19 protein-coding genes and 2 pseudogenes are annotated in these 26,928 nt (G+C 72.9%); 10 read left to right on the top strand and 11 right to left on the bottom strand.

Translation table 11 applies throughout. From position 1 onward, the window contains the following. Window positions 1–485 precede the first annotated feature (485 nt). The 6 genes and pseudogenes from AB0H83_RS33420 to AB0H83_RS33445 form a co-directional block, all read right to left on the bottom strand. Window positions 486–1,274, bottom strand: a complete 789-nt coding sequence (locus tag AB0H83_RS33420) for an alpha/beta hydrolase (RefSeq protein ID WP_360102176.1) — start codon at window positions 1,272–1,274, stop codon at window positions 486–488. A gap of 11 nt (window positions 1,275–1,285) precedes the next feature. Further along, window positions 1,286–2,689: an NAD(P)-binding domain-containing protein gene (locus tag AB0H83_RS33425; RefSeq protein WP_360102051.1), complete on the bottom strand. Its 1,404-nt coding sequence runs from the start codon at window positions 2,687–2,689 to the stop codon at window positions 1,286–1,288. 461 nt (window positions 2,690–3,150) lie between these two features. Beyond that, entirely contained in the window at window positions 3,151–3,825 is a 675-nt protein-coding gene (locus AB0H83_RS33430) for an endonuclease/exonuclease/phosphatase family protein (RefSeq protein WP_360102053.1), read from the bottom strand. Continuing rightward, window positions 3,822–4,766 (bottom strand): ROK family glucokinase, encoded by a 945-nt coding sequence (locus tag AB0H83_RS33435; RefSeq protein ID WP_360102055.1) that lies wholly within the window; start codon window positions 4,764–4,766, stop codon window positions 3,822–3,824. The genes AB0H83_RS33430 and AB0H83_RS33435 overlap by 4 nt, the downstream gene beginning before the upstream one ends. Window positions 4,767–4,987: 221 nt before the next feature. Continuing rightward, window positions 4,988–5,230 (bottom strand): annotated as a pseudogene (locus tag AB0H83_RS33440) (hypothetical protein); the annotation flags it as partial. Next, window positions 5,227–5,673 (bottom strand): SRPBCC family protein, encoded by a 447-nt coding sequence (locus AB0H83_RS33445; protein ID WP_360102057.1) that lies wholly within the window; start codon window positions 5,671–5,673, stop codon window positions 5,227–5,229. The pseudogene AB0H83_RS33440 and the gene AB0H83_RS33445, both read right to left, overlap by 4 nt. Window positions 5,674–5,757: 84 nt before the next feature. On the opposite strand from AB0H83_RS33445, the gene AB0H83_RS33450 reads away from it, so the two are divergent. From AB0H83_RS33450 to AB0H83_RS33460, 3 genes are all read left to right on the top strand, one after another. Beyond that, window positions 5,758–7,542 carry a long-chain fatty acid--CoA ligase gene (locus AB0H83_RS33450; RefSeq protein WP_360102059.1) on the top strand — a complete coding sequence of 595 codons (1,785 nt, stop codon included), beginning with the start codon at window positions 5,758–5,760 and terminating at the stop codon, window positions 7,540–7,542. A 95-nt stretch (window positions 7,543–7,637) separates the two neighbouring features. Then, window positions 7,638–9,182, top strand: coding sequence for a GAF domain-containing sensor histidine kinase (locus AB0H83_RS33455; RefSeq protein ID WP_360102178.1), 1,545 nt, complete (start codon window positions 7,638–7,640; stop codon window positions 9,180–9,182). A 32-nt stretch (window positions 9,183–9,214) separates the two neighbouring features. Further along, the gene (locus AB0H83_RS33460; RefSeq protein ID WP_033362529.1) at window positions 9,215–9,883 is read left to right on the top strand and encodes a response regulator transcription factor; all 669 of its coding nucleotides are present in this window, start codon (window positions 9,215–9,217) and stop codon (window positions 9,881–9,883) included. A gap of 1,328 nt (window positions 9,884–11,211) precedes the next feature. Here the strand turns inward: AB0H83_RS33460 and AB0H83_RS33465 are convergent. The 4 genes from AB0H83_RS33465 to AB0H83_RS33480 form a co-directional block, all read right to left on the bottom strand. Continuing rightward, window positions 11,212–12,351, bottom strand: coding sequence for a glycosyltransferase family 4 protein (locus AB0H83_RS33465; protein ID WP_360102061.1), 1,140 nt, complete (start codon window positions 12,349–12,351; stop codon window positions 11,212–11,214). Continuing rightward, window positions 12,348–13,604: a M48 family metallopeptidase gene (locus tag AB0H83_RS33470; protein WP_360102063.1), complete on the bottom strand. Its 1,257-nt coding sequence runs from the start codon at window positions 13,602–13,604 to the stop codon at window positions 12,348–12,350. Before AB0H83_RS33470 ends, AB0H83_RS33465 begins: the two co-directional genes overlap by 4 nt. Window positions 13,605–13,635: 31 nt before the next feature. Further along, window positions 13,636–13,857: a hypothetical protein gene (locus tag AB0H83_RS33475; protein WP_360102065.1), complete on the bottom strand. Its 222-nt coding sequence runs from the start codon at window positions 13,855–13,857 to the stop codon at window positions 13,636–13,638. A 71-nt stretch (window positions 13,858–13,928) separates the two neighbouring features. Continuing rightward, complete coding sequence (locus tag AB0H83_RS33480) at window positions 13,929–15,326, bottom strand: NYN domain-containing protein (protein ID WP_360102067.1); 1,398 nt, start codon at window positions 15,324–15,326, stop codon at window positions 13,929–13,931. A 130-nt stretch (window positions 15,327–15,456) separates the two neighbouring features. Between AB0H83_RS33480 and AB0H83_RS33485 the strand changes: the two genes are divergently transcribed. From AB0H83_RS33485 to AB0H83_RS33515, 7 genes and pseudogenes are all read left to right on the top strand, one after another. Continuing rightward, complete coding sequence (locus AB0H83_RS33485) at window positions 15,457–16,404, top strand: GAF domain-containing protein (RefSeq protein WP_360102069.1); 948 nt, start codon at window positions 15,457–15,459, stop codon at window positions 16,402–16,404. 37 nt (window positions 16,405–16,441) lie between these two features. Further along, window positions 16,442–18,175: a DEDD exonuclease domain-containing protein gene (locus AB0H83_RS33490; protein ID WP_360102071.1), complete on the top strand. Its 1,734-nt coding sequence runs from the start codon at window positions 16,442–16,444 to the stop codon at window positions 18,173–18,175. A 2,110-nt stretch (window positions 18,176–20,285) separates the two neighbouring features. Beyond that, window positions 20,286–22,016 (top strand): annotated as a pseudogene (locus tag AB0H83_RS33495) (HD domain-containing protein); the annotation flags it as partial. 17 nt (window positions 22,017–22,033) lie between these two features. Next, window positions 22,034–22,549, top strand: a complete 516-nt coding sequence (locus AB0H83_RS33500; RefSeq protein ID WP_360102073.1) for an NUDIX hydrolase — start codon at window positions 22,034–22,036, stop codon at window positions 22,547–22,549. Then, the gene (locus AB0H83_RS33505) at window positions 22,546–23,379 is read left to right on the top strand and encodes a sugar phosphate nucleotidyltransferase (RefSeq protein WP_360102075.1); all 834 of its coding nucleotides are present in this window, start codon (window positions 22,546–22,548) and stop codon (window positions 23,377–23,379) included. Before AB0H83_RS33500 ends, AB0H83_RS33505 begins: the two co-directional genes overlap by 4 nt. 36 nt (window positions 23,380–23,415) lie before the next feature. Continuing rightward, on the top strand, window positions 23,416–23,703 hold the full coding sequence (locus AB0H83_RS33510; protein WP_360102180.1) for an Lrp/AsnC ligand binding domain-containing protein: 288 nt from the start codon (window positions 23,416–23,418) through the stop codon (window positions 23,701–23,703). Window positions 23,704–23,874: 171 nt separating this feature from the next. Further along, a complete protein-coding gene (locus AB0H83_RS33515) occupies window positions 23,875–24,891 on the top strand; it encodes an aspartate-semialdehyde dehydrogenase (protein ID WP_360102077.1) in 1,017 nt (338 codons plus the stop codon). A 36-nt stretch (window positions 24,892–24,927) separates the two neighbouring features. Here the strand turns inward: AB0H83_RS33515 and AB0H83_RS33520 are convergent, their stop codons facing one another. Further along, a complete protein-coding gene (locus AB0H83_RS33520) occupies window positions 24,928–26,880 on the bottom strand; it encodes a S9 family peptidase (RefSeq protein ID WP_360102079.1) in 1,953 nt (650 codons plus the stop codon). Between the last annotated feature and the right edge of the window lie 48 nt (window positions 26,881–26,928).

The raw sequence follows: 26,928 nt of genomic DNA on the forward strand, positions 1-26,928 counted from the left end.
GACCCGGCTGCCTGGCGTCTGACCCGGCTGCCTGGCGTCTGACGGGGCAGCGCCTCTGCCTGCAAGCCCGCACCTGGCGTCGGCCTGGACAGCCCCGGCCCGGCCCAGGCTCGGACCAGCTCGGACCGGCCCGGCTCGGACCAGCTCGGACCAGCTCGGACCGCCCGGCCCGGATCAGCTCGGAGCAGGCGGCTTGCGCTGTGACCACGAACGTTCACGGGGTCGCAGCCACAACGGCACCGGTCCCCTCATCGTCGCCATGCGGCGGTGCCGCGGCACGCCGGCGGTGATCGCCAGCCGCAACCTGCGCCCATCCACGGTGCACGTGCCGTGGCGGTAGCGGACCGGCACACCGGCGCAGCACCCGCCGTCCCACCGGCCGGACCACCGTGGTGATCCAAGTCGCGTCCCGGTCGCCCGGACGACCACGACACGACTTCGATCAACCGGGCAAGATCACACGCAAGCCGGCGGTGGCTCGCCGGCTAGGCCGGCAGCTTCTCCAGCCAGTCCAGGATCGCGTCGATCGGCTCCTGCCAGTGGGCGTCGAGCATCAGGTCGTGCCCCATGCCGGGGAAGAGCAGCGGCGAGCCGCCGTACCGGCGGGCGACCCACTCCAGGGCCGACGCCGACACGATCCGGTCGTCGGGGCTGCCGGCGACGAGCACCGGCGGGGCGCCGACCGGCGACTCGGGCTCCTGCCTGCGGATCAGCTGGCGTTGCGCGCCCGCCGGGACCCGTTGCAGGCGGGCCGCGTACGACTGCGCCTCCTTCGCCGGAAGGCCCCGGCTGAACAGCTGCGCCGCCCGCAGCGAGACCCGGCCGCCGAACAGGGCCGGCAGCGTGCCGGCCGGGTTGCGGCGCAGCAGGCCCAGCGCGGTGGCCGGACCGCCGAAGACGGGGGCGACCAGGACGCCGGCGCGGGCCGGGTACCTGGCCAGGGCCATCGCCACGACGAGGGCACCGGCGCCGTGGCCGACGAGGACCGCCTGCTTGGGCAGGCCGGCCGCGACCTGGGTGACGTCGTGGACGTAGTCGCGCAGGCGGGCATCGGGGTCGGCGCCGCTGCCGCCGTGGCCGCGCAGGCTCATCGTCGAGGCGGGGAAGCCGCGACGGGCCGCGTGCTCGAGCCAGTGCTGGGCGAAGGCCCAGGCGCCGTGGCCGTACCCGGGGACGAACAGCACCGGAGGCCGGTCCTGCGGCGCCTCGGGCCGCTCGGTGAGCACCTCCCGCTGGACGGGCTTCGGCGGGTCGGCCCACTCGTCGGAGCGCATCACACGGGTGGTCAACGGACCGCCTCCAGCTCGTGCAGGGACTTCTCCAGCGCCTGCAGGTACACGAAATGGCTGACCTCGAACCAGTGCCGCGTCGAGTCGGTGACCTTGCCGGCGGTGAAGCGCCGGTCGCCGTCCTGGCGCAGCTTCGCCCAGAGGGCCTGGGCCTTGGCGGGCGACGCGTCGAGCACGCGCAGCCACTGGGCGATGAACACCGTCTGCCAGTGCGCGAGCGTGAACACCCCCGAGTCGGGCTGCAGCAGGCCGGCGACGGCGAGGGTCGGGTGGGTCCGCGACAGCATCTGCAGCGCCAGCCGGGGGCGGCCCGCCGCGTCCGTCGACAGCAGCTCCGGGGCGAGGAAGTCGAAGTTCGGCAGGTACCCGGTCGCGAACACCACCAGCTCCGGCTCGACGGTGCGCCCGTCGGCCAGGACGACCTCGGTGCGCTCGAACCGCTTGATGTCCGGCAGCGGCGTGATCCCGCCGTGGCCGAGGTAGTACGGCAACTGACTGTTGACCAGCGGGTGCATCTCCAGCAGCCCGTGGTCGGGCTTCTGGAGGCCGAAGCGGGTCAGGTCGCCGACCGTCATGTTGATCGTGCGCTGCAGCAGCCACTGGCGCAGCCGGAACGGCAGCCGCATCGCCAGGATCCGGTCGTTGACCTGGTCGGCGGGTTTGCCGAGGGCGTACTTCGGCGCGTACCAGTAACCGCGGCGGGTCGAGTGCCAGCACTTCGCCGCCTGCTGGGCCGCCTCGACCGCGATGTCGCAGCCGCTGTTGCCGGCGCCGACGACGAGCACCTTGCGCCCCCGCAGCTGGGCCGCATCCTTGTACTGACTGGCGTGGATCACCTTGCCGCGGAAGTCGGCGAGCCCCTCGTACTCGGGCATCTTCGGCGACCAGTTGTGCCCGTTGGCGGCCACGACCGCGGCGTAGCGCATCGTGCGCGGCGCCCCGCCCCGCGAGCCCCGGACCGTGACGTCCCAGCGCGGCGGCCCGCCGTCGGGGTCGTCGGCGGGCTCGACCCGGGCCACGTCGGTGCCGAACCAGATGTGCTCGCGCAGCGAGAAGTGGTCCGCGTACCGCTCGAAGTACGCCAGCAGCTGCGAGTGGTGCGGGTAGTCGGGCCAGTCGTCCGGCATCGGGAAGTCCGGGAACTGCGTGAACGGCTTCGACGAGATCAGGTGCGTGCTGGAGTAGACGGGGCTGCGGTCGTGCCGCCAGTTCCACCCGCCGCCGACGCCGGTCTCGCGCTCGTAGCAGTCGACCCCGAACCCCGCCTCGCGCAGGTTCTTGATCGCCGCCAGCCCGGTGCCGCCGGCGCCGATGACGCAGACGGTGTCGCCGCGGTCGTAGACGGGCTCGCCGTCGCGCCAGTGGGTCGCGCCGCCGGCCAGGTCGTCGAAACTTGTCACCCGCGTCGTCTCCCCACTGCACCGCGCATGCCTGTCGCGGGCAGATCCTCGTCCGCTCAGCGCTGCTTTGTCCAGTCCCGCACGTGGCAGCCCTCCCGCCACCGCCGCCGCAAGCTGACCTTGGACGATTTCGCCGGTCCTGGCCGGTCAAAGTGTCCAAGGTCAACTGGCCCCACACGCCCAGCCCCGCGACAAGCCCAGCCCGCGGGGTCGCGGCCGGCAGGCCGCGTCGCGGCCGGCAGGCCGCGTCGCGGCCGGCAGGCCGCGTCGCGGCCGGCAGGCCGCGTCGCGGCCGTCCGCGGCCGCGTTCGTCGCGGCCGGCAGGCCGCGTCCGGGGTGACTGCACGCGGGCCTGGCAGGGAGGGCCGCCAGGGCCCGACCGGTGGCTGACGGGAGCGGCGGACCTTGCCCACGACGGACCTGAGCAGGAAGGGACCACGGACCGCGGCGGCTCAGCGGCGTCAGTCCGGGAGGTCGAGCTCCACGACGACCGGGAAGTGGTCGCTGGCCAGGCGGGCGGCCGGGGTGTCGACGACCTCGTAGGACAGCACGGTCACGCGGGGGTCGACGAAGACGGCGTCGAGGCGTTCGCGGGGGGCGGCGCACGGGAAGGTATGGCGTTCGTCGGCGCCGGCCGCGTCGACGAGGCCGTCGGCGAGGGTGCGCCAGGCGGCGCCGCCGGAGTTCTCGTTGAGGTCGGCGGCGAAGACGACCGGCTCCTGCAGCTCCGCCATGCGCGCCTTGAGCACGGCGGCCTGGGACGGGCGTTCGGTCGCGTCGGTGGACAGGTGGGAGCCGACCACGACGAACGTGGAGCGCCCGACCCGGCAGCGCACGAACGCGGCGCCGCGCATGTGGCGGCCCGGGGTCAGCGGGTACCTGATGTCGAAGCCGTCGAGCGGGCGGACCCGCAGGTTGGTCAGGATCAGGTTGCCCAAGGCGGGCAGGCCGCCGCCCGCGACGACGAGCTCGAAGTCGCGGGCGAGGGCGGCCGACTTCTGCCGCCACCGGAAGCGGCGGGGCGCCTCCTGCAGGATCGCCACGTCCGGCGCGATACCCCGCACCACCTCGGCGAGGGCGCGCCGGTCGTCCCGCAGGCTGTGCAGGTTGTACGACAGGACCCTGAGCTTGGTCATACGCGCGCCAGGTCGGCGGCTCCGACCACGCCTGCGACGTTGCCCATGAGGGCGGGGCGGACCTCGGCGACGGGGAGCCGGCCGCGCTGGGCGAGCTGCTCCTCGTAGCTGGCGCGGGCCGGCTTCATGAGCAGGTCGCCGGCGTCGATGACCCCGCCGCCGACGACGATGACCTGCGGGTCGAGGATCTGCACGATGTCGGCGAGGGCGACGCCCAGCCAGCGGCCGATCTGCTCGAACGCGCCGATCGCGACGGCGTCGCCGAGGCGGGCGGCCTGGGTGACGGCGGGGCCCTTGATCGCGTCGGCGTCACCGCCGGCGAGGCCGAGCAGCTGCTCGGCGAGCTCCGGCTTGTCCCGCGCGTCGGCCTTGGCGAAGCGGACGAGGGCGTTGCCGCTGGCGTACTGCTCCAGGCAGCCGTGCCGGCCGCAGCCGCAGGGTTGGCCGCCGGGGACCATCATCATGTGGCCGAGCTCGGCGGCGATGCCGTTGGTGCCGCGGATCAGCGAGCCGTTGATGACGATGCCGCTACCGATGCCGGTGCCGACGGTGAACAGCACCATCGAGTTGTCGGCGTCGCGGCCGGCGCCGAACTGGAACTCCGCCCAGGCCGCGGCGTTGCCGTCGTTCTCCACCACGACGGGCAGGCCGACCGCGGCGGTGATCTTCTCGCGCAGCGGCTCGTTGCGCCAGGCCAGGTTGGGTGCGAACTGCACGACCGAGCGGGTCGCGTCGATCCAGCCGGCCGCGCCGACACCGACCGCGTCGACGGGGTACCCCGCAGCCAGCTCCTGGATCACCTCGATGATGCGGTCCGCCGTGCGGGCCGGGTCCTGGGCCGGCGTGTCGCGCCGGGTCTGTGCGAGGACGTCACCCGCGCTGTCGACGACGCCGCCGAGCACCTTCGTTCCGCCGATGTCGACTCCGATGGTCAACCCCACCGCGTCTGTCTCCTCTCGCACAGGCGCTATGCCTCAGGATCAATCTTGGGCTTGACGGCCTTCTTGGCCATCGGTTTCGGTGACATCGGTGTCTCCGTGGTGGCGTGCTGCCACACGTCTTCAGTGTTTCCTGCTTCCGGTGTACGGGTGGATCCCGGCGATCCGGTCCCGCTTCCGCCCGCTGCCCCGCTCTCCGCGCCGCCGGGCCGGTCGTGGCTGCCGGCGGTGCCGAAGGCGCGCAGGACGCCGGCGAGGCCGACGGCCAGGTCGCCGACGCCGGTGGCCAGGCGCTCGGCGAACTCGGGGTCGGGGTCGCGGGCGGCGGCGATGGCCTTGCAGACCGGGCACACGCAGCACTCGGCCGAGCCGGTCGCGAAGCCGGCGGTGCTGTTCGCGGCCACCGAGAGCGCCGCGAGGGCGGTGGCCACGAGGCGCTCGGCCTCCTCGCGCGGGTCGCGGGTCACGCCGCGCCCTCGACGCGCCGCTTGAGCTCCTTGAGCGCGGTGTCCATGATCATCTTCTCGGCCTTCCGCTTGAACATGCCGAGCATGCCGATCGCCAGCTCCACGGACAGCGAATAGGTCACCGTGGAGGTCCCGTCCGCGTTGGCGGTAATGTCGTAGGAGCCGTCCTGCTGCTTCTGCATCTTCGACGGCGCGACCAGGCTCCACTCGATGCGGCTCAGGTCCTCGGCGTACTCGTACTGCAGGGTGTATTCGTCGGAGACCGGGCCCGAGTCCAGCACGAAGCTGACCTGACTCGCGTAGCCGTCCTCGTACTCCTCGATCACCTCGACCGACTTGACGGCCGCCACCCACTCGGGATACCGGGCGAAGTCGGCAATGACCTCGGCGATGCGCTCCGGGGGCGCGTCAATGACGATCGACTGCGTCGAAGTGTCGGCCATGCGTGGCAGGCTACCTCTGCGGTGCGCCTGGCGATCCGTCGGCAGGGTAGGTTCCCGAATACGGGTTGGAAGAAGGAGTCGTACGTGCGCGAGTTCACCGTGCCCCCAGCGGTCACCGTCGGCGATCATGCCACGCTGACCGACCCCGTTTGGGACAATGCGGTCGCCGCGCCCGACGCGGTGCAGTTCCAGCGCCAGAGCGGCGCCGGCTGGCAGGACGTCACCTGCGCGCAGTTCCACGACCAGGTCGTCACGCTGGCCCGGGGGCTGCTCGCGGCCGGCATCGAGCCGGGCGAGCGGGTCGCGCTGATGAGCAAGACGCGCTACGAGTGGACCCTCATCGACTATGCCATCTGGTCCGTCGGCGCGGTCACCGTGCCGATCTACGAGACCTCCAGCGCCGAGCAGGTCGCCTGGATCCTCGAGGACTCCGCCGCGGTCGCCTGCTTCGTCGAGACCGAAGCGCACCGCGACACCGTGGCGACCATCCGCGACGGGCTGCCGGCCATCGCGCACGTGTGGCAGATCGACGGCGCGCCCGGCGCGGTCGACGTGCTCGGCGCCGACGGCGCCGCGGTGCCCCGCGAGGACGTCGACCGGCGGCGGGCCGAGGTCAAGGCCGACGACCTCGCCACGATCATCTACACCAGCGGCACGACCGGCCGGCCCAAGGGCTGCATGATCACGCACCGCAACATGCTGTCCGACATCGTCAACGCGGTCCCCGAGCTGCAGTCGCTGTTCCACCCGGGGGCCCGCACGCTGCTGTTCCTGCCACTGGCGCACTCCTTCGCCCGGCTGATCCAGATCGGCGTGGTGCAGGCCCGGGCCACGATGGGGCACACCGCGGACACCAAGAACCTGGCGGCGATCCTGCAGAGCTTCAAGCCGACGTTCGTGCTGTCGGTGCCGCGGGTGTTCGAGAAGGTGTACAACACCGCGAAGCAGCGCGCGCACGCCGACGGCAAGGGCGCGATCTTCGACCGGGCGGAGCGGGTCGCGATCGACTTCAGCGCCACCGAGCGGCCCGGCCCGCTGCTGAAGGTGCAGCACGCGCTCTTCGACCGCCTCGTCTACAGCAAGCTGCGCGCCGCGCTCGGCGGGCAGTGCAGCCGGGCGATCTCCGGCGGCGCGCCCCTCGGCGAGCGGCTCGCGCACTTCTACCGCGGCATCGGGATCACCATCTTCGAGGGGTACGGGCTGACCGAGACCTCCCCCGCGACCAACGCCAACCGCGACACCGGCGCCCGCATCGGCACCGTCGGCCGCCCGCTGCCCGGCGTCACGATCCGCATCGACGACGACGGCGAGATCCTCGTCCAGGGCGACATCGTGTTCAAGGGGTACTGGAACAACCCGGCCGCGACCGACGAGGCGATCGACGCCGACGGCTGGTTCCACACCGGGGACATCGGCGAGCTGGACGACGACGGGTACCTGCGCATCACCGGCCGCAAGAAGGAGCTCATCGTCACCGCCGGCGGCAAGAACGTGGCGCCGGCCGTGCTCGAGGACCGGGTCCGCGCGCACCCGCTGGTCAGCCAGTGCATGGTGGTCGGGGACCGGCAGCCGTTCATCGCCGCGCTGGTGACCATCGACCCCGACGCCCTGCCGGCGTGGGCCTCGGCGCACGGCAAACCCGCCGACGCGGCCTCGCTCGTCGACGACGCCGAGCTGCGCGCGGAGATCCAGCGGGCGATCGACGAGGCCAACGCCGCCGTGTCGAAGGCCGAGGCGATCAAGATCTTCAGGATCCTGCCGCAGGACTTCACCGAAGCGACCGGGACGCTCACTCCGTCGTTGAAGGTGAAGCGGAACGTGGTCCTGAAGGAGTACGCCGGCGACATCGCCGCCATCTACGAGCGCTGACGCTGTCACATACGGTGAGGGAGGACCATTCGTTGACCGAGCTGACGGTGCTGGGCGACCGCCCGCGAGGCGCCGTGATCGCGGTTCGTGTCCTGATGCTCGCGCTCGTCGCGGCACTGCTGCTCATCCACGGCGCACGCACGGCGGAACTGCTCTGGTTCGCCCTGCTGCTCGCCGCCGCGCTGGTCGTCACCGTCTCGCCGCCCGGCCACCGGGTCGCGCAGCTCGGCCGCGCCGCCGAGGTGCTGATCGTCGCGCTCGCCGCCTCGACGACGGACTCCGCCGATTTCCTGGTGTTCCTGCCGGTCCCCGTCATCGGCGCGATGCTCGCCGGCTGGCCGCGCTTCGCGGCCGGCTACCTGGCGCTGGCCGCGGTGGTGCTGGCCGCCGGCGGCGCCGTCGAGGGCAACCTGGACGACCGTGGGTACCTCGGTGCCTGCCTGCAGTGGCTGGTGCTGGCGGGCACCGCCGCCTTCCAGGCGGGCCTGCTGCAGCGGGTCCTGCTGGCGCGGCGCACCGACGAGACGCCCCAGCCGTACGTGGAGGCGACCCGCCTGCTGACCCAGCTGCGCAGCGTCGCCCGGCAGCTGCCCGGGGCGACCCTGGACCCCGGCGGCCTCGCCGAACACCTGCTCGACGAGGTCCGGGCCATGGTCCCGTCCTCCCGCGGCGCCGTGCTGTCCGGCAGCGGCGGCGGCCGCCTCGTCGTGCTCGCCCAGGCCGGCGTGGAGCGGCTCGACTGGGAGACCGCCCTGGACACCGAGAGCTCCGTCGCCGATGCGTGGGCCACCCAGCAGCCGGTCGTGTCCAGCCGCTCGCAGGCCCGGTCGGTGCCGCCGAGCCGCGACATCTCCTCGATGGTTGTGCCGCTCGTCGCCGGGGTGCGCACCGTCGGGCTCATCATCCTGGAGAGTGACAGCGCCGGGGCGTACCCGCCGCCGGTCCTCGCCCGGGTCACCGGCCTGACCGGCGCCGCCGCGCTGCGCCTGGAGGCCGCGCTGCTCTTCGACGAGGTCCGGTCCCTGGCCACCACCGAGGAGCGGCAGCGCCTCGCCCGCGAGATCCACGACGGCGTCGCCCAGGAGCTCGTCATGGTCGGCTACGGCATCGACAACGCGGTCGCCGCGCTGCCGGACGCCACCGCCGCCAAGGAGGAGCTGCGCATCCTGCGCGCCGAGGTCACCCGCGTCATCACCGAGTTGCGGCTGTCGCTGTTCGAGCTGCGCAGCGAGGTCGACCGGTACGGCGGGCTCACCGCCGCGATCGCCGACTACGCCCGCACCGTCGGCGCGTCCGCCGGTCTGCGCGTGCACCTCTCGCTCGACGAGACCACCGCCCGGCTGCCCGCCGCGGTCGAGGCGGAACTGCTGCGCATTGCCCAGGAAGCCATCACCAACGCGCGGAAACACGCCGGCGCGGAGAATCTTTGGGTAACGTGCGCGGTCGATCCACCGTTCGCACAGGTAGAAATCTCCGACGATGGAAGCGGCATAGGTGAGAACCGCCCTGACGGACGCTATGGTCTTGCGATCATGGCTGAGAGAGCGGAACGTATCCGAGGCCGATTGGAGATCACACCGCGCGTGCCGAATGGCACCACAGTGGCGGTTGTGCTCGGAACCGCACCGCGTGCGCGGTAGCGTGAAGGCACCAGAGGGAGAGAGCACCGGGAATGTCGACTACCGCGACGCCGACGACACGCACCAAAGTTCTGCTCGTCGACGACCACGATCTCATCCGCAGAGGACTGCGGCACGCCTTCGAGCGTGACCGCCAGTTCGAGGTGGTGGGCGAGGCCGCGACGGCCGCCGAGGCGATCCGCCAGGCCGGCGCGCTGCAGCCTGACGTGGTCATCATGGACCTGCGCCTCCCCGACGGCAGCGGCCTGGAGGCGACCAGGGCCCTGCGCAAGACCAGCAACACTATGGGCATCGTGGTGCTGACCATGTACGCGGGAGACGACCAGCTCTTCGGCGCCCTCGAGGCCGGCGCGTCCGCCTTCGTGCCGAAGACCGCCCCCGCCGACGAGGTGGTCGCGGCGGCCCGTCACGCGGCCTCCGCCCCCAGCGCGTTCACCGCCGCCGACCTGGCCGAGGCGATGAAGCGCCGGCTCGCCCCCAGCGGCCCGCAGCTGTCCCCCCGCGAGGGCCAGGTGCTGCGCCTGCTCGCCGACGGCATGAGCGTCGCCGGCATCGCCAAGCAATTGTTCGTCTCCGAGTCCACCGCGAAGACGCACATCTCGAAGCTGTACGAGAAGCTCGGCGCCGCCAACCGCGCCCAGGCCCTCATGACCGCGTTGCGCCTCGGCCTGCTCGAAGCCCCCGACGCCCCGAAGTTCTGACCCACTTCCCCTTTTCGATAGGCGCTGGCCGATCTGCCCCCAACCCCCAGAACGGCCAGCCTGTCGTTTCTCCATCCGGCAACCCGCCCGAAGGCCTCCGCACCGCATTGATGGTGGTCGCGGTGAGGGCGGGGAATGCGCGGCGTTTTTTGGGCTTTCTACCCTCGCCTGATTCGGGGCGTTGGTTCGCTTTTCACCACAGCGGTGCCGGTACCGGGCGGCGCTGTTGGACACGGGCGACGCGGCCGGGGATGGGCGGCGCAGTCTGGGAGGGCGGCGCGGTCGGGGACGGGACGACGCATCACCATTCGCGACCGGTGCGGTGCGGAGCGGACACCCGACACAGGCCCACCCAGCGATCGGCACCCCACGCGAGCCGAGGTGACAGCACAACGCCCCGCCGCCGAGGCCGAGGCCGTTGCCAAGGCCGTTGCCGAGGCCGGGAGACGGTAACTCGCCGGGCGGATTCACGAACGCAGCCGACAGCCTCTCCAGTCCGCCCATCCCCGCAACCAGCGCACACCTCGACGCGCGGGCGCCGTGGGAGCCAGCGGCCGCCCCGCGATGCCCGGACCAGGACGAACTTCAGTCCACGCCGCAGCCCGCCCGCAGCCGAGCCCCACCGTGGCTGAGCCAAACCCCCAGCTCAACGTGTGCCTCACCTCGCCCACGATGCAATCAACACACAGCTCAACCCTGTGGCCCACCCCCTCGTGACCCACGGCCCCGGCCGTCCGCGCCTCAACCGGTGCGCAGGTCGGCCAGCCCACGCCTCGGCAATCGCAGCCCGTTCAGCACGGACCCCCCGCCACGCGCCTCGGGCAGCACCAATCGCTCAACCCGCAAGTGCTCCACCCGCGCCTCGCTCAGCTCAGCCCACCCAGCACGCAGATCACTCAGCCGCGCCCCAGCCAGCACCGGCCGCTCAACCCCGAGTCAACCCCGCAACCGCTCAACCCGCGGCCCGCTCAACCCAGGCCACCCAACACGCAGACCACCCAGCCCGCACCTCGGGCAGCAGCACCGACCGCTCAGCTCGTCCACGCCTCGACCAGCGCGCAGATCGCCCGACCTGCGCCCCAGCCAGCGCGACAGCTCGGCACGGCTCACCCCGGCCCGGGCTTCGCTCAGCGCGGTCCAGGCCGGCGCCCGTCCGGTGGTCGCGAGGCAGGGGGACGCAGGGCAGAGAGTCACGGGCAGGGGTCGCAGGGCAGGGGTCGCAGGGCAGGGGTCGCAGGGCAGGGGTCGCAGGGCAGGGGTCGCACGGGCAGGGGTCGCAGGGCAGGGGGTCCGCAGGGCAGGGGGTCCGCAGGGCAGGGGGTCGCAGGTCAGGCCGTGTGGTCCGGAGTCGTGGCGAGCAGGGTGCGGAGGCGGTCGGCCTGGGTTTCCCAGCGCCAGTCCGACTCGACCCAGGCGCGGCCCGCGGCGCCCATCCTGGCGGCGAGCGCGCGGTCGAGCAGCAGGGTGGTGATGCGGTCGGCGACGGCGGGCACGTCGCGGCCGGGGACGACGAAACCGGTCTCGCCCTCGCGGACGGCGTCGGGGGCGCCGCCCGAGTCGCCGGCGACGACGGGCAGGCCGGTGGCGGAGGCTTCGAGGTACACGATGCCGAGGCCCTCCACGTCGAGGCCGCGGCGGCGGGTGCGGCACGGCATGGCGAAGACGTCGCCGGCGGCGTAGTGGGCGGGCAGCTCGGCCCAGGAGACCGAGCCGGTGAAGACGACGTCGCGCTCGACGCCGGTCTCGCGGGCGAGGCGCTCGAGGGTGGCACGGTACGGGCCGCCGCTGACCATGAGCAGGGCGGCGTCGGGGACGGCGCGCTGGATCAGGGGCAGCGCGCGGATCAGCACGTCCTGGCCCTTGCGCGGCACGAGGCGGGACACGCAGACGACTACGGGGCGGTCGGTGAGGTGGTGGCGGGCGCGGACGAGGTGGCGGTCGACCTGCGGTGAATAGGCGTCGACGTCGACGCCGGGGGCGAGCCGCTGCAGGGACGTGTGGCCGTCCAGGACGCGGGCGAGCCGGGTGCGCGTGTATTCACCGAGGTAGGTGACGACGTCGGCGCCGCGGCCGATGCGGCGCAGCAGGGTGCGGGCGCCGGGCAGCGCGGCCCAGCCGACCTCGTGGCCGTGGGTGAGGGCGACGACCCGCCGGACGCCGGCGCGGCGGCGCAGGCCGTCGGCGAGCAGGCCGAGCGGGGCGGCGGCGCCGAACCAGACGCTGTCGCAGCCGTGCGCGCGGGCCAGCTCGGCGGCGCGCCGGGCCACGCCGGGGGTGGGCAGGAGCATGCCGGTCGCCTCGCGGACCACCTCGAACGGCTGCTCCGCGTCGAACTTCTCCGCGTCGCGGAACGTCGAGGCGTAGACGACGACCGACCCGGCGGGCTGGCGCACGGCGAGGTTGTGCACGAACTGCTGGATGCCGCCGGGGCGGGGCGGGAAGTCGTTGGTGACGAGCAGGGTGGTCATCGCTCGCCCCGCGCCCAGGCCCGCGCCTGCGCCATCCGCTGCACGGCGGTCGGGTGCGACCCGAACAGGAAATGCTCCACCCGGTTGGGGTCGGGGTCGCCGAGGTTGACCAGGGAGAGCCGCCCCTGCATGGCCTCGAAGCCGGCGGGGTCGTCGGTGAGCTGCAGCGCGTGCCGGTCGGCGCGGCCCTCGACGCGCCGCGACACGAACGCCTGCGCCGGGCCCGCCAGCAGCCCGGCCACGGTGGCGACGGCGACCAGCAGGGCAACCGCGCGAGGCTCGCCGATCGCGTCGACGCCGGCGCGGCGCAGCAGGGCGCCCCACGAGCCGAGCAGGTAGAGGGCGCAGACGGCGGCGGCCGCCCCGAACGCGCCGAGCAGGGTGCCGGTGAACACGTCGCCGTCCTTGGCGTGGCCGAGCTCGTGCGCGACGACCGACTCGACCTCCTCCTGGGGCGCCTTCTCCAGCAGGGTGTCGTAGACGACGATGCGGCGGGTCGGGCCGAGCCCTGAGACATACGCGTTGACGGCGCGGGTCCGCCGGGACGCGTCGGCCACGAGCACGTCGCGGACGGGGACGCCGTCACGCTCCGCGAGTGCCATGAGCCGGGTTCGCTGCTCGCCCTCGGGCATCGGGGTGAACTTGTTGAACACCGGCTCGACCAGGACCGGGAAGACGAACGACAGCAGCACCGTGAGCAGGGCCGCCCCGGCCGCGCCCCACGTCCACCACCAGCGGGGCGCGAAGTGGGTGACGGTGAAGAAGCCGACGAGCACGATCGCGCCGATCACCGCGCCGACGGCATATCCCTTGAGCATGTCGACGGTCCACCCGGACCAATCCTGCGTCGAGAGCCCGTAACGCCGCAGGATGGACTGCCGCCACGCGGCGAGGGGCAGCGCCACGACCTCGCCGATGAAGACGACGGCGAGGCCGCCGAGCAGCGCGCGGGCCAGCCAGTGGCCGCCGAACGGCCGGGACACCTGCTCGACGATCCAGGCGCCGGCCGGTGTCAGGCCGAGCAGGAGCGCGACGATGAGGCCCAGGGCCAGGGACAGATAGATGCCGGGGCGCAGCGCCGCGTGGAACGCCCGGCCCTTGGCGACCGCGTCGGCGGGCAGCGTGTCGAGCGCGGCGAGCTGGTCGGCGCGCGGCGCCGGCGGCGCTGACCAGGGCACCCGCAGTGCCGCGACCACCACCACCGCGACGAGCAGCACCGCGAGGGTGATCGCCGCCCATGCGCGAGGGGTCACGCCGCACCTCCTGGTCGGAAACTCCGCAAGCTTATGCGGCGCGGTGCCGCCCCGGCCGGCGTGGTGCCGGCGCCTCGACGTGCGTGGGGTCCAGCACGGTGACCTCGAACCCGGCGCGCTCGAACACCTCGATCGCGCGGACCTCGGCCGCGCCGAGCTGGTGCAGGGCGGGTGGGGTGTCCAGCAGCAGGGTCACCACACAGCCGCCGCAGGCGGTGTCACGCACTGAGCAGGTCTCGCAGTCGACGAGCATTGCTCCTCCTCCGTTGACCGTCCGTAGCTCCACGGTAAGCGGGGGGTACGACAAAAATACGTTTGCGCAGGTCAGGAGCGTGATAAGCGGCGCAGCAGGGTGTCGTTGCCCAGTGGGTACGCGCCGTGGCGGCGTACACCGTCGATGACCTCCTTGTCGGAGGAGATCACCACCACCGGCCGTCCCGCCGGCTCCGCCCTGACCAGGCGCCGGATCAGCTCGTCGGCGGTCTCGCCCTTCTTGGAGAAGAGCACCCGCACGCCGCGCGGCGCCGGCGGCAGCCCGACGACCCGCTCGGCGCCGTCGAACACGACGGTCACCTCGGCCCTGGTCTGCGCGACCAGGCCACCGGCGCCGGTGATGAGGCGGTTGCGCTGCTGCTCGAGGGAGAGCTCGCCGTAGCCCTTCTTGGTGACGTTGTACCCATCGACGATCATGTGCGCCTTCGGCAGGCTCAGCAGCTGGTCGAGCCGGGCCGGGTCGTCGGCGTCGAGGGCGCGGGCCGCGCCGGCGCCGGTGGCGCTGTCCGGGCGGTCGGCGTCGTGCTCGGCGACGAAGTCCGCCGGCAGCCGGTCGGTGGGGTCGAGGGCCAGCTCACGGCGCAGCCCCACGGCGGCCTGCCCGATCGTCTCCAGCAGCAGCCACAGCCGGGCGTCGTCGACGGCGCGGGCGTCCTTGGCGCTCTGCCGCTGCGCCCCGGCGGCGGTCTCGGCCTCGGCGAGCCTGGCCCGCATGCGGCGCAGCTCGGCGTCGTGGTCGGCGGTGGCCCGGGCGGCCCGGCCCTTCTCGCTGGCGAGCATCTCGGTCGCCTTGCGCTCCTTGGACTGGCTCTCCCGCAGCGCCTTGCCCAGCGAGCGGACCTCCTCGCGCAGCCCGGCGGTCTCGTCGCGGAGCCTGGCCAGCTCGTCGCGCAGCTTGTCGGCCTCGACACGGGCGACGGCGCGGTCATGCTCGGCGCGGGCCAGCCGCTGCTCGACGTCGCGGATGCGCTCGGACGCGGCGGCGTCCTCCGCCTCGGCGCGCACCGCGTCGGTGGCCCGCTCGACGAGGTCGCGCCAGCCGTCGGGGCGGGCGAGATAGGCCAGTGCGGCCACCTCGACGGGGTCGGCGGCCGGCGGCGCGACCCCTTCCAGGATGGAGGCGCCCAGGTCACCGGCGTCGTTGACGACCCTGGTGGCGAGGCGCTGGCGCAGCAGCGGGTCGCCGGACAGCTGCATCGCGATGACCGGGCCGCCGAGGCGGGCGCGCCGGTTGGGCGCGAACTTCGCGACCCGCCGCAGCGGCATCGGCAGCTCGTCGAGGGGCAGGCCGGTCATGGCACCGGCGGCGAGGGAGATGACGCGCTGGCGGATGGCCTCGGGCAGGACCGGCTCGATCCCGTCGTCGGAGTCCGGCAGGTCCACCTGCTCCGGCGCAGACGTCACCGCGGCCTCGTCGTCGAGGTCGTCGGGAGCGTCGTGCGCAGGCATCACTCCAGTGTCGCATTGTCGACCAGATTCGCCCCGGATGGTCTCCAGACCGCCGGGCTTCCCCCGGAAGGCTAAAAGCTGACTTATCCTTATTTCACCCGATTGGGTGCGCCAGCGAGGAGGCACCGACATGCAGCCGCCGGTACCCGAGAACGAGACGGAACGCGTCTCGGCACTGCACGACCTCGCCGTGCTGGACACCCCGCCGGAGACCGATTTCGACGACATCGTCCGGATCGCGTCCGAGGTCTGCGGCGCGCCGATCTCCCTCGTCACGCTGGTCGACACCCAGCGGCAGTGGTTCAAGGCCAAGGTCGGGCTGGCCGGGCCCGCGGAGACGCCCCGGGAGGTCGCGTTCTGCGCCCACGCGATCATGGGCCGGGACCTGATGGTCGTGCCGGACGCCACCGCCGACGCGAGGTTCGCCGACAACCCTTTCGTCGCCGCCGAGGACGGCATCCGGTTCTACGCCGGCGCACCCCTGCTCACCAGCGAGGGCGCGGCCCTGGGCACCCTGTGCGTGGTCGACCACGCGCCGCACCGGCTCAACCTCGACCAGATGCGGGCGCTGCGGGCGCTCGCGAAGCAGGTCACCGAGCTGCTCGAACTGCGCCGCCTGGTCGTGTCGACCGTCCTGGACGGGCAGCCGGAGGCACGGTCGGTCGATTTGACCTATCTGACCGAGGCCCGCATCCGGGAGCTGCGGCCGATTGCGGATGCCCGGAACATCGCCATCACTCTTGGCGTCGCGGACGCAGCATCGGTACAGGCGGATCCCGGCAAACTCTCCAGAGCGCTGGACTACGTGATCTTCTCGGCCCTCAAGGTGGCACCCGCAGGCGGGCGGGTCTCGGTGCGGGTGCTGGCGGCGCCGGTGCCCATAGTGGAGCTCAGCCACGCCGGCGGGTCGATCGCCCCCGAGTGGGAGGCCGACCTGAGCGGCACCCGGGAGGCCGATGAGCTGGTCCCGCGGGCCGTGGCCGACATCCTGCGGGCGCACGGGGCGACCGTAAGGCGCACCAGCGCGACGCTCGGCTCGCCGGACGTCCGGTTCGAGCTGCGGTTCCCGCCGCACTGACCGATTTTTTGTCACACCCTGGTCGTAGTGTGCGCGCGTGGCCGACTACCACCAGGAAACGCTCGATGCCCTGTTCGACGACCCGCGCGCGGCGACGCTGTTCGCCACGACGTTCGTGGTCGTCGACCTGGAGACGACCGGCGGCGCGCCGGACGGCGGCGGCATCACCGAGATCGGCGCGGTCAAGGTCCGCGGCGGCGAGATCCTGGGCGAGTTCGGCACGCTGGTCAACCCGGGTGAGCGGCTGCCGGCGTTCATCACCGTGCTGACCGGCATCACCGAGGCGATGCTGGTCGAAGCCCCGACGATCGACGCGGTGCTGCCGGCGTTCCTGGAGTTCGCGGCCGGCGCCGTGCTCGTGGCGCACAACGCGCCGTATGACACCGGGTTCCTGAAGGCGGCGTGCGCCAAGCACGGTTACGTGTGGCCGAAGCCGATCGTGCTGGACACCGCGGCGATCGCCCGGCGGGCCCTGGTCGCCGACGAGGTGCCCAACAACAAGCTCGCCACGCTCGCCCGGCACTTCCACGCGAGCACCCAGCCGATCCACCGCGCCCTCGACGACGCCCGCGCCACCGTCGACGTCCTGCACGGCCTGATCGCCCGGCTGGGCAGCCACAAGGTGCACACCGTCGGCGACACGATCGAGTTCGTCAAGGCGGTCAGCCCGTCCCAGCGGCGCAAGCGGCACCTGGCCGAGGGGCTGCCCGACGCCCCGGGGGTCTATGTGTTCCGCGGGCACAAGGACCGCCCGCTCTACATCGGCACCAGCTCGTCGATCGCGACCCGGGTGCGCAGCTACTTCACCGCCGCAGAGAAGCGCGCCCGCATCGACGAGATGATCAATGCCGCGGAGCGGGTCGAGGCGATCCTCTGCGCGCACTCCCTGGAGGCCGAGGTGCGGGAGCTGCGGCTGATCGCCGCGCACAAGCCGCCGTACAACCGCCGCTCGAAGTTCCCGGAGCGGGTCATGTGGCTCAAGCTCACCGCCGAGGCGTATCCACGGCTGTCGGTCGTGCGCGAGGTGCAGGCCGACGGCGCGGCCTATCTGGGGCCGTTCGGCTCCCGGCGCGGCGCCGAGCTGGCCGCCGCCGGCATCTACGACGCGCTGCCGATCCGCCAGTGCACCCACAAACTGTCGCTGCGCACCAAGACCCCCGCCTGCGCGCTCGCCGAGCTCGGCCGGTGCCCCGCGCCGTGCGAGCACCGCATCTCCCCCGGCGACTACGAGACGGCCGCCGCCGAGCCCTTCCGCACCGCCACGACCGGCGACCCCGGCGCGGTCGTGCGGGGGCTCATGGCCCGCATCGAGACGCTGTCCGCCGCCGAGCGCTACGAGGACGCCGCCACGATCCGCACCCGGTTGATCGCGTTCCTGCGCACCGCGATCCGCATGCAGCGGCTCGCGTCGCTGACCAGGCTGCCCGAGCTGATCGCCGCCCGGCCCGCGGCGAAGGGCGGCTGGGAGCTCGCGGTGGTGCGCCACGGCCGGCTCGCCGCCGCCGGCGTGTCACCCCCAAGGGTGCATCCACAGCCGACGCTCGATGTGGTTCTCGCCACAGCTGAGACCGTCCAACCGGGACACGGGCCGACGCCCCGCGCGACGCCCGAGGAGACCGAGCGGATCCTCGCCTGGCTCGAGCGACCCGAAACACGGCTGGTCAAGGCCGATATGGGGTGGTCATCACCGGCCACCGGAGCCGGCCGGTGGCGCCCGTTTCTCGCCCGCGCGGAGGCCGCCGCATCGGTGCGGATCGACTTGGAGGGCTAAGCACATCGGACGATCGCACATACTCAAATGACCGATCGGATGCCACGGGGGAAACTAGGCTGGAACCTACCCAAACCCAGGCCCGCCCGGCCCGTCGGTGAGGAGGTGCCGCATGGAGCCCGGTCTGCATCAGTCCGGCGCGCCCCTTGATGCTGGCCCCTCCACGGTCGCCGGCGTCGACTCCGGGTCCGCATCCGCGCACAGCGAGTTCATGTTGGACCCACTGACGCCCGGGGGCAAGCCCAACGAGCCGGCGGGTTTCGTGCACGCGCTGCCGACGGGATTCGCGACCGGCACGGCGTCGCCGCTGCCCCCCGTGCCCGGCGTCACGGACGCCCACCAGTTGCTCGACGCGGTGGGCGAGGTGCTGCTCGGCCCGCGGGGACTGCCGACCGCGGCGATCAACGTCCCCGAGTCCCCGGCCCGCCGGCGCCGCCTCGAGCCGCACCACCCGGACCGCAACAGCAGGGACAGGGTGCAGCAGGAGCGGCAGCGGGCGGAGCGGCAGCACGTCGACAGGACCTCCGCCGATCAGCCCAACCCGAGCCGCCCCGAGTCCAACGGCCACCGCCCTGCCGATCACGGGTCCAACGGCCACGGCTCCAGCGGTCGCCGACCCGAGGGCCACGGTTCCAGCGACCACGGAGCCGAGGGGAACAGGACCGACCCCGGAGCCGAGGGCGGCAGGGCCGCAGATCGCGGAGCCGAGGGCGGCAGGGCCGGCGATCAGGAGATCAACGGCCGGGATCTGAGCGGGCAGGAAGCAGACGGCCCCGATCCGAGGTGTCAGGAAACCAGCGGTCATGGGGCCGCTTCCGGCGGCCGGAACGCACAGGACACCGGCGCTCACGACGCCGGCGCACAGGACAGCCGCTCGCAGGACAGCCACCCACAGGACAGCCGCACGCAGGGCGGTGAGGCGCGCGACGCGGGTCCACAGGGAAGCGGCGAGCAGCGCCGGGATTCGCGGGAGTCCGGCCGGCACGAGCAGGCGGGTGTACGGCAGCGGGCCGACCCGGGTGCCGAGATCCGGGACCACAGCACCGACGCCGAAGTGCCGGGATCGCGGCAGGGCTCAGCTGAGGTGGAAGCGGAGACCGCGGCTGCGGACAGGACCGCTGGAGCCGAAGCCGTCGCGACCGGCACCGCCGCGGCAGAGGCGGTCGTGGCAGTGACCGTCGCAGCCGGCGGCGCCGTAGCCGGGACCGCCGCAGCCGGGACCGCCGCAGCCGAGACCTCCATCGCCGCGACCGAGGCCATCGCGGCCAGAGCCACCGCGACCGGAGCCACCGCGACCGGAGCCACCGCGACCGGAGCCACCGCGACCGGAGCCACCGCGACCGGAGCCACCGCGACCGAGGCAACCGCGGTGAGTGACGCCGCTGGTGGTGGGCTCGGGGCGCAGGAGCGGCGGGGGCAGCGGGACGAGCAGGGAGCACCCGGGCAGTGGGCGGTCCAGGAACAGCGGGCGCCGCAGAGTCAGCGGGCTCCACAAGATCAGGGTGAGACGCGCAGAGACTGGCCCGCCAACGAGCGGCCCGCGGGTCCCCGGCCGCCGGCGGCGCGGCCCAGCGGGGAGCGGCCCCGGAACGAGCGGTCCAGCACCGACCGGCACCCAACCGACCGGCACCCAGTTGAGCGGCACCCCACGGACAGGCTCGGCACCGACCGGCCCGCCACAGAACGACCCCCGGCCGACCGCCCCGCCGGGCAAGCCCCGGCCACAGACCAGCCCGCCACCGACCGGCCCATCACGGACAGGCCCGCCACCGACCGCGCCGTGACGCAACGCCCGGCGACCGACCGGCACGCGACAGACCAGCCCGCGGCAGACAGGTCCGCGAAAGACCAGCCCGCCACAGACCAGCCCGCCACAGACCGGCACGCCGCAGAGCGGGCCGGGAAGAAGCATCGGGACCGGGGCAAGGAGCGTGGCCCGAAGCGGCCCGCGACCCCCATCGACGACCGGTTCGCGGCGCCGCGGGCGCGGTTGACCGCGCCGCCGAGCGAGGACTCCCCGGCGGTGCCGCCGCCGCCGACGTACTCGGCGCTGGCGGGCGGGGCGGTGCCCGGGGACCCGACGTCGACGTACTCGGCGGTCATCGGGGCCCGGCTGCGGGCGATGCTGCCGTGGCAGACGACCGAGGACCCCCTGGCCAACGTGCTGCGCTCGCACCGGACGATCCATCCGACGGGGGACGTGGCGCTGCTGCGGCGGGCGTACGCGACGGCCGAGCAGATGCACCGCGGGCAGATGCGCAAGAGCGGTGAGCCGTTCATCTCGCACCCGCTGGAAGTGACGGAGATCCTCGCCGACCTGGGGATGGACACCACGACGCTGGTGGCGTCGCTGCTGCACGACACGGTCGAGGACACCGACTACACGCTCGGCGCGCTGGAGCGGGACTTCGGCGGCGAGGTGGCGCTGCTGGTCGACGGCGTGACGAAGTTCGACAAGATGTTCTACGGCGCCGACGCCGAGGCCGAGACGATCCGCAAGATGATCGTCGCCGCCGGGCGGGACGTACGGGTGCTGGTGATCAAGCTCGCGGACCGGCTGCACAACATGCGGACGCTGGACGCACGGTCGATCAAGTCGCAGGTGCGGATCGCGACGGCGACGCGGGAGGTGCTGATCCCGCTGTGCGAGCGGCTCGGCATCCAGGCGTTGAAGCGGGAGCTCGAGGACTGGGTTCTGCGGGCGATCAGCCCCGGCGGGTACGCGCTCATCGACGAGTACGTGCGCAAACGCAAGGGCTGGAACGGCTACCTCGATCGGGTCATCGCCGCGGTCACCACGGACCTGAAGAAGTTCAGCATCGACGCGAAGGTGTCACCGCGGCCGCGGCACCTGTACTCGATCTGGAAGGACACCGTCGACGGCAACTACGAGGACCCGCACGACATGCCGCGGGTCGTCATCATCGTCGACGGGCCCGAGACGGACTGTTACGCGGCGCTGGGCGCGGTGCACGGCAAGTGGCGGCCGGTACCGGGGCGGTTCAAGGACTTCATCGCCACGCCGAAGAACAACAACTACAAGTCGCTGCACACCACGGTGCTCGGGCCGGAGGGCCGCTCGCTGGAGGTGCTGATCCGCACCGAGGAGATGCACCAGGCCGCCGAGTACGGCATCGTCGCGAACTTCAGGTACCCGCACACGGCGGCGAAGTTCGGCCCCGCGTCGAAGGCCGAGCAGCTGAACTGGCTGCGCCGCCTGCTCGACTGGGAGGCGGCCGCCTCGGACCCGTCGCAGTTCATCGCCTCACTGCGCTGCGACCTCGCCGAGGACCAGATCCTGGTGCTCGCCGAGGGCGGCGGCCGGCCGGTACTGCTGCCGCAGGACGCGACCCCGGTGGACCTCGCGTACATCCTCGGCGCCGACATCGGCAACCGGTGCATCGGCGCGAAGGTCAACGGGCGGCTGATCGCGGTGTCGTCGCCGCTCGCCGACGGTGACGCGGTCGAGATCATCACGCGGACCGGGCAGCGCGACGAGTTCGACTTCGACGCCGACGCACCCGCCCGCGGGCCGTCGCCGGAGTGGCTGGAGTTCGTGAAGACGCCGCACGCGCGGCTGCACATCAGCCGGTGGTTCGAGGCGCACGAGACGCCCGCGATCACGGTCGCCAACAAGGTCCGCCTGGGCCGGCTCGCGATCGGGCTGGCGCTGCGCCGGCAGGGCCGCGGCCTGGCCAGCGACCTGCCGCTGGTGCGGCTGTCGACCCGGCTCGGCTACCCGGACCTGGAGACGCTGCTGGTCGCCGTCGCCGACCACAACCGCACCGCGGACGAGGTGGTCGAGGAGTTGATCGCCCTGGTCGACCACTCCCCCAGGTAGGCCGTTAGCCTTTGCCGATGGCGGTAAAACAACAACTGCGCATGATGGCGTACCGAACGTTCTACCGTCTCCCCTCCCGCTGGAAGCGCCGGATCGTGCGGACGTTCCAGCCCACGTACACGGTCGGCGCGGTCATCCTGGTGCGCGACCCCGAAGGCAGCCAGATCCTCCTGCTGCGGCAGCCGCCCGGGGCAGGCTGGTCGCTGCCGGCGGGGCTGATGGACCGCGGTGAGCGGCCGGTGCAGACGGCGGCCCGCGAGCTCGCCGAGGAGACCGGGATCAAGCTGCCGCTGGAGCGGTTCCGCCCGGCCAGCCCGAACGCCGTCGTGCACACCCGCGGCCAGTGGATCGACATGGTGTTCGAGACCGAGGCCGAGCCGGCCACCGAGCTCACCGTCGACGCCGCCGAGGTCCTCGAGGCCGCCTGGCACCGCCTGGACACGCTGCCGCCGCTGACCGTGTCGACGTCGCAGCTGCTCGCGCACTACGGGATCGGCCCGTACAAGGACTATCCCGAGGTACTCACGAAATGACCGGGATCTGCGCGGTGATCCTGGCCGCCGGCGAGGGGCGGCGGCTGCGTCCGCTGACCGAGCACCTGCCGAAGGCCCTCTGCCCGGTGGGCAACGTCGCCCTGCTGGACCGGGCCGCGGCGAGGGTCGAGGCGCTCGGCATCAGCGGCCCCGCCGACCTGGCCGTCAACGCCTGCTACCTCGCGGAGCAGGTCGTCGCGCACGTCGGCGACCGGGCCCACCTCTCCGTCGAGCCGGGGGATCCGTTCGGCACGGCCGGCGGCCTCGCCCTGCTCAAGGACTGGATCGGCGGCCGGGGCGTGCTGGTCGGCAACGCCGACGCGTACCTCGCACCGCACACAACCGAAAACACCGAAAAATCCGATATCGCCGAGCTGATCGATGGCTGGGACGGCACGACCGTGCGCATGCTCGCCGTCCCCGGCCCGCCGAAGGAGTTCGGCAGCCACCGCTTCGCCGGGTTCTCGCTGCTGCCGTGGGACCTGGTGGCGCGCCTGGAGCCGGTCCCGTCCGACCTGGTGCGCACCACGTGGCGGCCGGCCGAGCGCGAGGACCGCCTGGAGATCGTCGAGTACCGGGGCACCTACCTGGACACCGGCACGCCCCGCGACTACCTGCGGGCCAACCTGCACGCCGTACACCAGCGGAATCTCATCGACGAGCGTGCCACGGTGACCGGCCAGGTGGAGCAGTCGGTGATCGGCGCCGGAGCCGTCGTCGCCGGCCGGGTGACCCGCACGGTGGTGTGGCCGGGCGGGGAGGTCGGCGCGGGCGAGACGCTGCGCGACGCCGTCCGGGTCGGGCGGGAGCTGACCGTCGCCGCCGATTAGCATGATGATGTCCACATGCTGGAAGGAGCACCGCAGGTGATCACCGCGATCGTCCTCATCGACTGCGCGACCGACTCGATCCCCGAGGTTGCCGAGAGCATCGCCAACCTCCCCGGCGTCAGCGAGGTCTACTCCGTCGCCGGCAACGTCGACCTGATCGCGATGGTCCGCGTCCGGCAGTACGAGGAGATCGCCGAAATCATCGCCGGCGGCATCTCGAAGGTGCCCGGTGTGATCGACACGGACACGCACATCGCGTTCCGCGCCTACTCGCAGCACGACCTGGAAGAGGCGTTCGCGATCGGCCTGCCGGACACCGACTGACCGCCGGAAAATTTCCGGCGTATTTCGCCGGGAGCGGCCGCAAGCCGTCCGCCGGCGGCCGGAGCCGGCCGTAAGAAGCCACCGTTTTGCCTGGTAAAAGGCGGATGTGTGGGTCGGGAGTGCGGCAAATCGCATCGAGCCGCCCGCACCGACCCGGTAATCTCGGGGCCCATGAGGATCGGCATCGTCGGAGCCACGGGTCAGGTGGGCAGCGTCATGCGCCACATCCTGGCCGAGCGTCAGTTCCCGGTAGACCAGTTGCGCCTGTTCGCGTCGGCCCGCTCCGCGGGCCGGCCCATCGACTGGCAGGACCGGCAGATCACGGTGGAGGACGCGGCGACCGCCGACTACTCCGGCCTGGACATCGTGCTGTTCTCCGCGGGCAAGGGCACGTCGAAGGAGCTGGCGCCGAAGGTGGCCGCCGCCGGTGCCGTCGTCGTCGACAACTCCTCCGCCTGGCGGATGGACCCCGACGTGCCGCTCGTCGTCGCGGAGGTCAACCCGCACGCGATCGCCAACCGCCCGAAGGGCATCATCGCCAACCCCAACTGCACCACCATGGCCGCGATGCCGGTGCTGCGCCCGCTGCACGAGGAGGCCGGCCTGGTCGCCCTCGTCGCCGCCACCTACCAGGCGGTGTCCGGCGCCGGGCTCAACGGCGTCGCCGAGCTCGACGAGCAGGTCCGCAAGGTCGCTGACGGCGCCGCCGCGCTCGCGTTCGACGGCTCGGCCGTCGAGTTCCCGGCGCCGAAGCAGTTCGCCCGGCCGATCGCGTTCAACGTGCTGCCCCTCGCCGGCTCGATCGTCGACGACGGGTCGTTCGAGACCGACGAAGAGCAGAAGCTGCGCAACGAGAGCCGCAAGATCCTCGAGATCCCCGGCCTGAAGGTCTCCGGCACCTGCGTGCGGGTCCCCGTCTTCACCGGCCACTCCCTGCAGCTCAACGCCCGCTTCGAGCGGCCGCTCCCGGTCGCGCGGGCGATCGAGCTGCTGTCCGGCGCGCCCGGCGTGGTGCTGACCGACGTGCCGACGCCGCTGCAGGCCGCGGGCGCCGACCCGAGCTTCGTCGGCCGGATCCGCGCCGACGAGACCGTCGAGCACGGCCTGGCGCTGTTCGTCTCCAACGACAACCTGCGCAAGGGCGCCGCCCTCAACGCCGTCCAGGTCGCCGAGCTCCTCATCAAGTAGGCGGGCAGGGGGAGGGCCGGGCCCTCCCCCACCCCCTCACACGTGCCGGCCGAACCACTCCAGGATCGCGTCGAACCTGGCGACCCGGTGCGACGGGCGGCCCGAGCGGGACAGCTCGTGCCCCTCGCCCGGGAAGAGCAGCAGCTCCACCGGGGTCCCCCGGCGCTTGAGCGCCACGAACAGCCGCTGGGCCTGCTCCACCGGGCAGCGCCAGTCCTGCTCCGAGTGGATGATGAGCATCGGGATGTCGATCTTGTCGGCGTACGTGAGCGGGCTCTGCTCCTCGAACGACCCGCCGTCGGCGCCGTAGAGCGAGTCCGCGAACAGCCAGCCGATGTCGGAGCTGCCCTGGAAGCTGTCGATCGCGTTGACCGCCCGCTCCGAGATCGCCGCCTTGAACCGGTCGCCGTGCATCGCGGCGAGCCAGGTCGTCATGAACCCGCCGTGCGAGCCGCCGAGCACCCCGACTCGGTCGGCGTCCAGGTCGCCGTCGGTGAGGGCGGCGTCGAGCAGGGCGAGCAGGTCGACGGCGGAGACCTCGCCGACGTTGCCGCGCACCGCCCGGCCGTGCGCCTCGCCGTAGCCGGACGAGCCGCGGGGGTTGCCGTAGACGACCGCGTAGCCGGCACCCGCGTACACCTGCGCCTCGTCGAAGAGCCGCCAGCCGTACTGCGCGAACGGCCCGCCGTGGATCATCAGCAGCACCGGGTGCGGCCCGTCGCCGGCGGGCTTGACCACCCAGCCGTGCACCGGGTAGCCGTCCGGCGCGGTGCCGGTCACCTCCACCTGCGGCAGCGCGGCCACGCCTGCGGAGAAGTCGGTGAGCCTGAGGTCGCCGGCGGAGACCCCACCGGCGTAGACCTCGCCCCAGTCCTCCGGTCCGGCGATGGTGGCCACGACCGTGTCGCCCGCGGCGGCGAAGCCGGCCACCTGCCGTTCCCCGTCGATCAGGACGTCGGGGGTACCGCCGTCGTACGGCACCCTGAGCAGCTGCACGGCGCCACGGTGCTCATTGGTGAACAGCACCCCGCGCTGCGTGCCGGCGATGTCGCCGCCGGGTGAGGCGAGGGTGTACGCCTCCGCGTCCAGCAGCTGCCGGGCCGCCCCGCCCTCCAGCGGCACCGACCACAGCGACTCGTTGCGCATGATCGGGTCGACGCGGCCCTCGCCGGCAAGGTTGGCGGTGAACAGCACCGACCGGCCGTCCGGCGCCCACCGGCACAGCCCGACGCTGTACGTGGTGTCCGTCAGCGCCCGGATCTCGCCGCCGCCGGCCGGCATGACGCACACGTCGGAGCCGAAGTCGTCGCCCCACGTGTCGTGCCGTTCGGAGACGAACGCCAGGGTCTGCCCGTCGGGGCTCCACTCCGGGTCGCCGTGGCTGCGCTCGCCGTCGGTGACCCGGGTCAGCGTGCCGTCGAGGTCGGTCACGTACAGGTGCGCCGGCCGGTCAAGCAGGAACCCGAGGCCGTCCACGCGGTAGAAGTACCGGGTGATCCGCCGCGGCGGCTCGCCGTCAGGGCCGATCGTCTCGCCGTCCTCGGTCTTGCCGGTGCCGTAGCGGCCTTCCTGCGGTATCCGCGCGGAGAACGCCAACCGGGAGCTGTCCGGTGCCCAGGCCGGCGTCCCGGCGCCCAGCGGCAGGTCGGTCAGGCGGCGCGGCTCGCCCCCGGCGAGGGGCAGCACGCACAGCTGCGGCGCGCCGTCGTGCTCAGCCTTGGCGCCGCCGGCCCGGCTGCCCGCCGCCTTCGTCGCCCGCAGGAACGCCAGCCACCGCCCGTCCGGCGAGATGCGCGGGGCGCTGTCGTGCCAACCGTGGGTCAGCTGGACCGGCGCGGCACTCCCGTCGGTCCGCAACAGCCAGAGTTGGGAGGTGTACGAGTCAGCGGCGAACTCGAGCCTGGTCACCGCCACCACGGCGATCGTGCCGTCGGGGCTGACCGTCGGCGCACCAGGTAGGCGCATTTGGGACAGATCGATTGGCTTCACGTCCCGCACAGTAGCCTGGGTCACACTTCTTACTCACCAGTAACCTCC

It is taken from the genome of Dactylosporangium sp. NPDC050688 (genome assembly GCF_040654515.1).
Taxonomy (GTDB): Bacteria; Actinomycetota; Actinomycetes; order Mycobacteriales; family Micromonosporaceae; genus Dactylosporangium.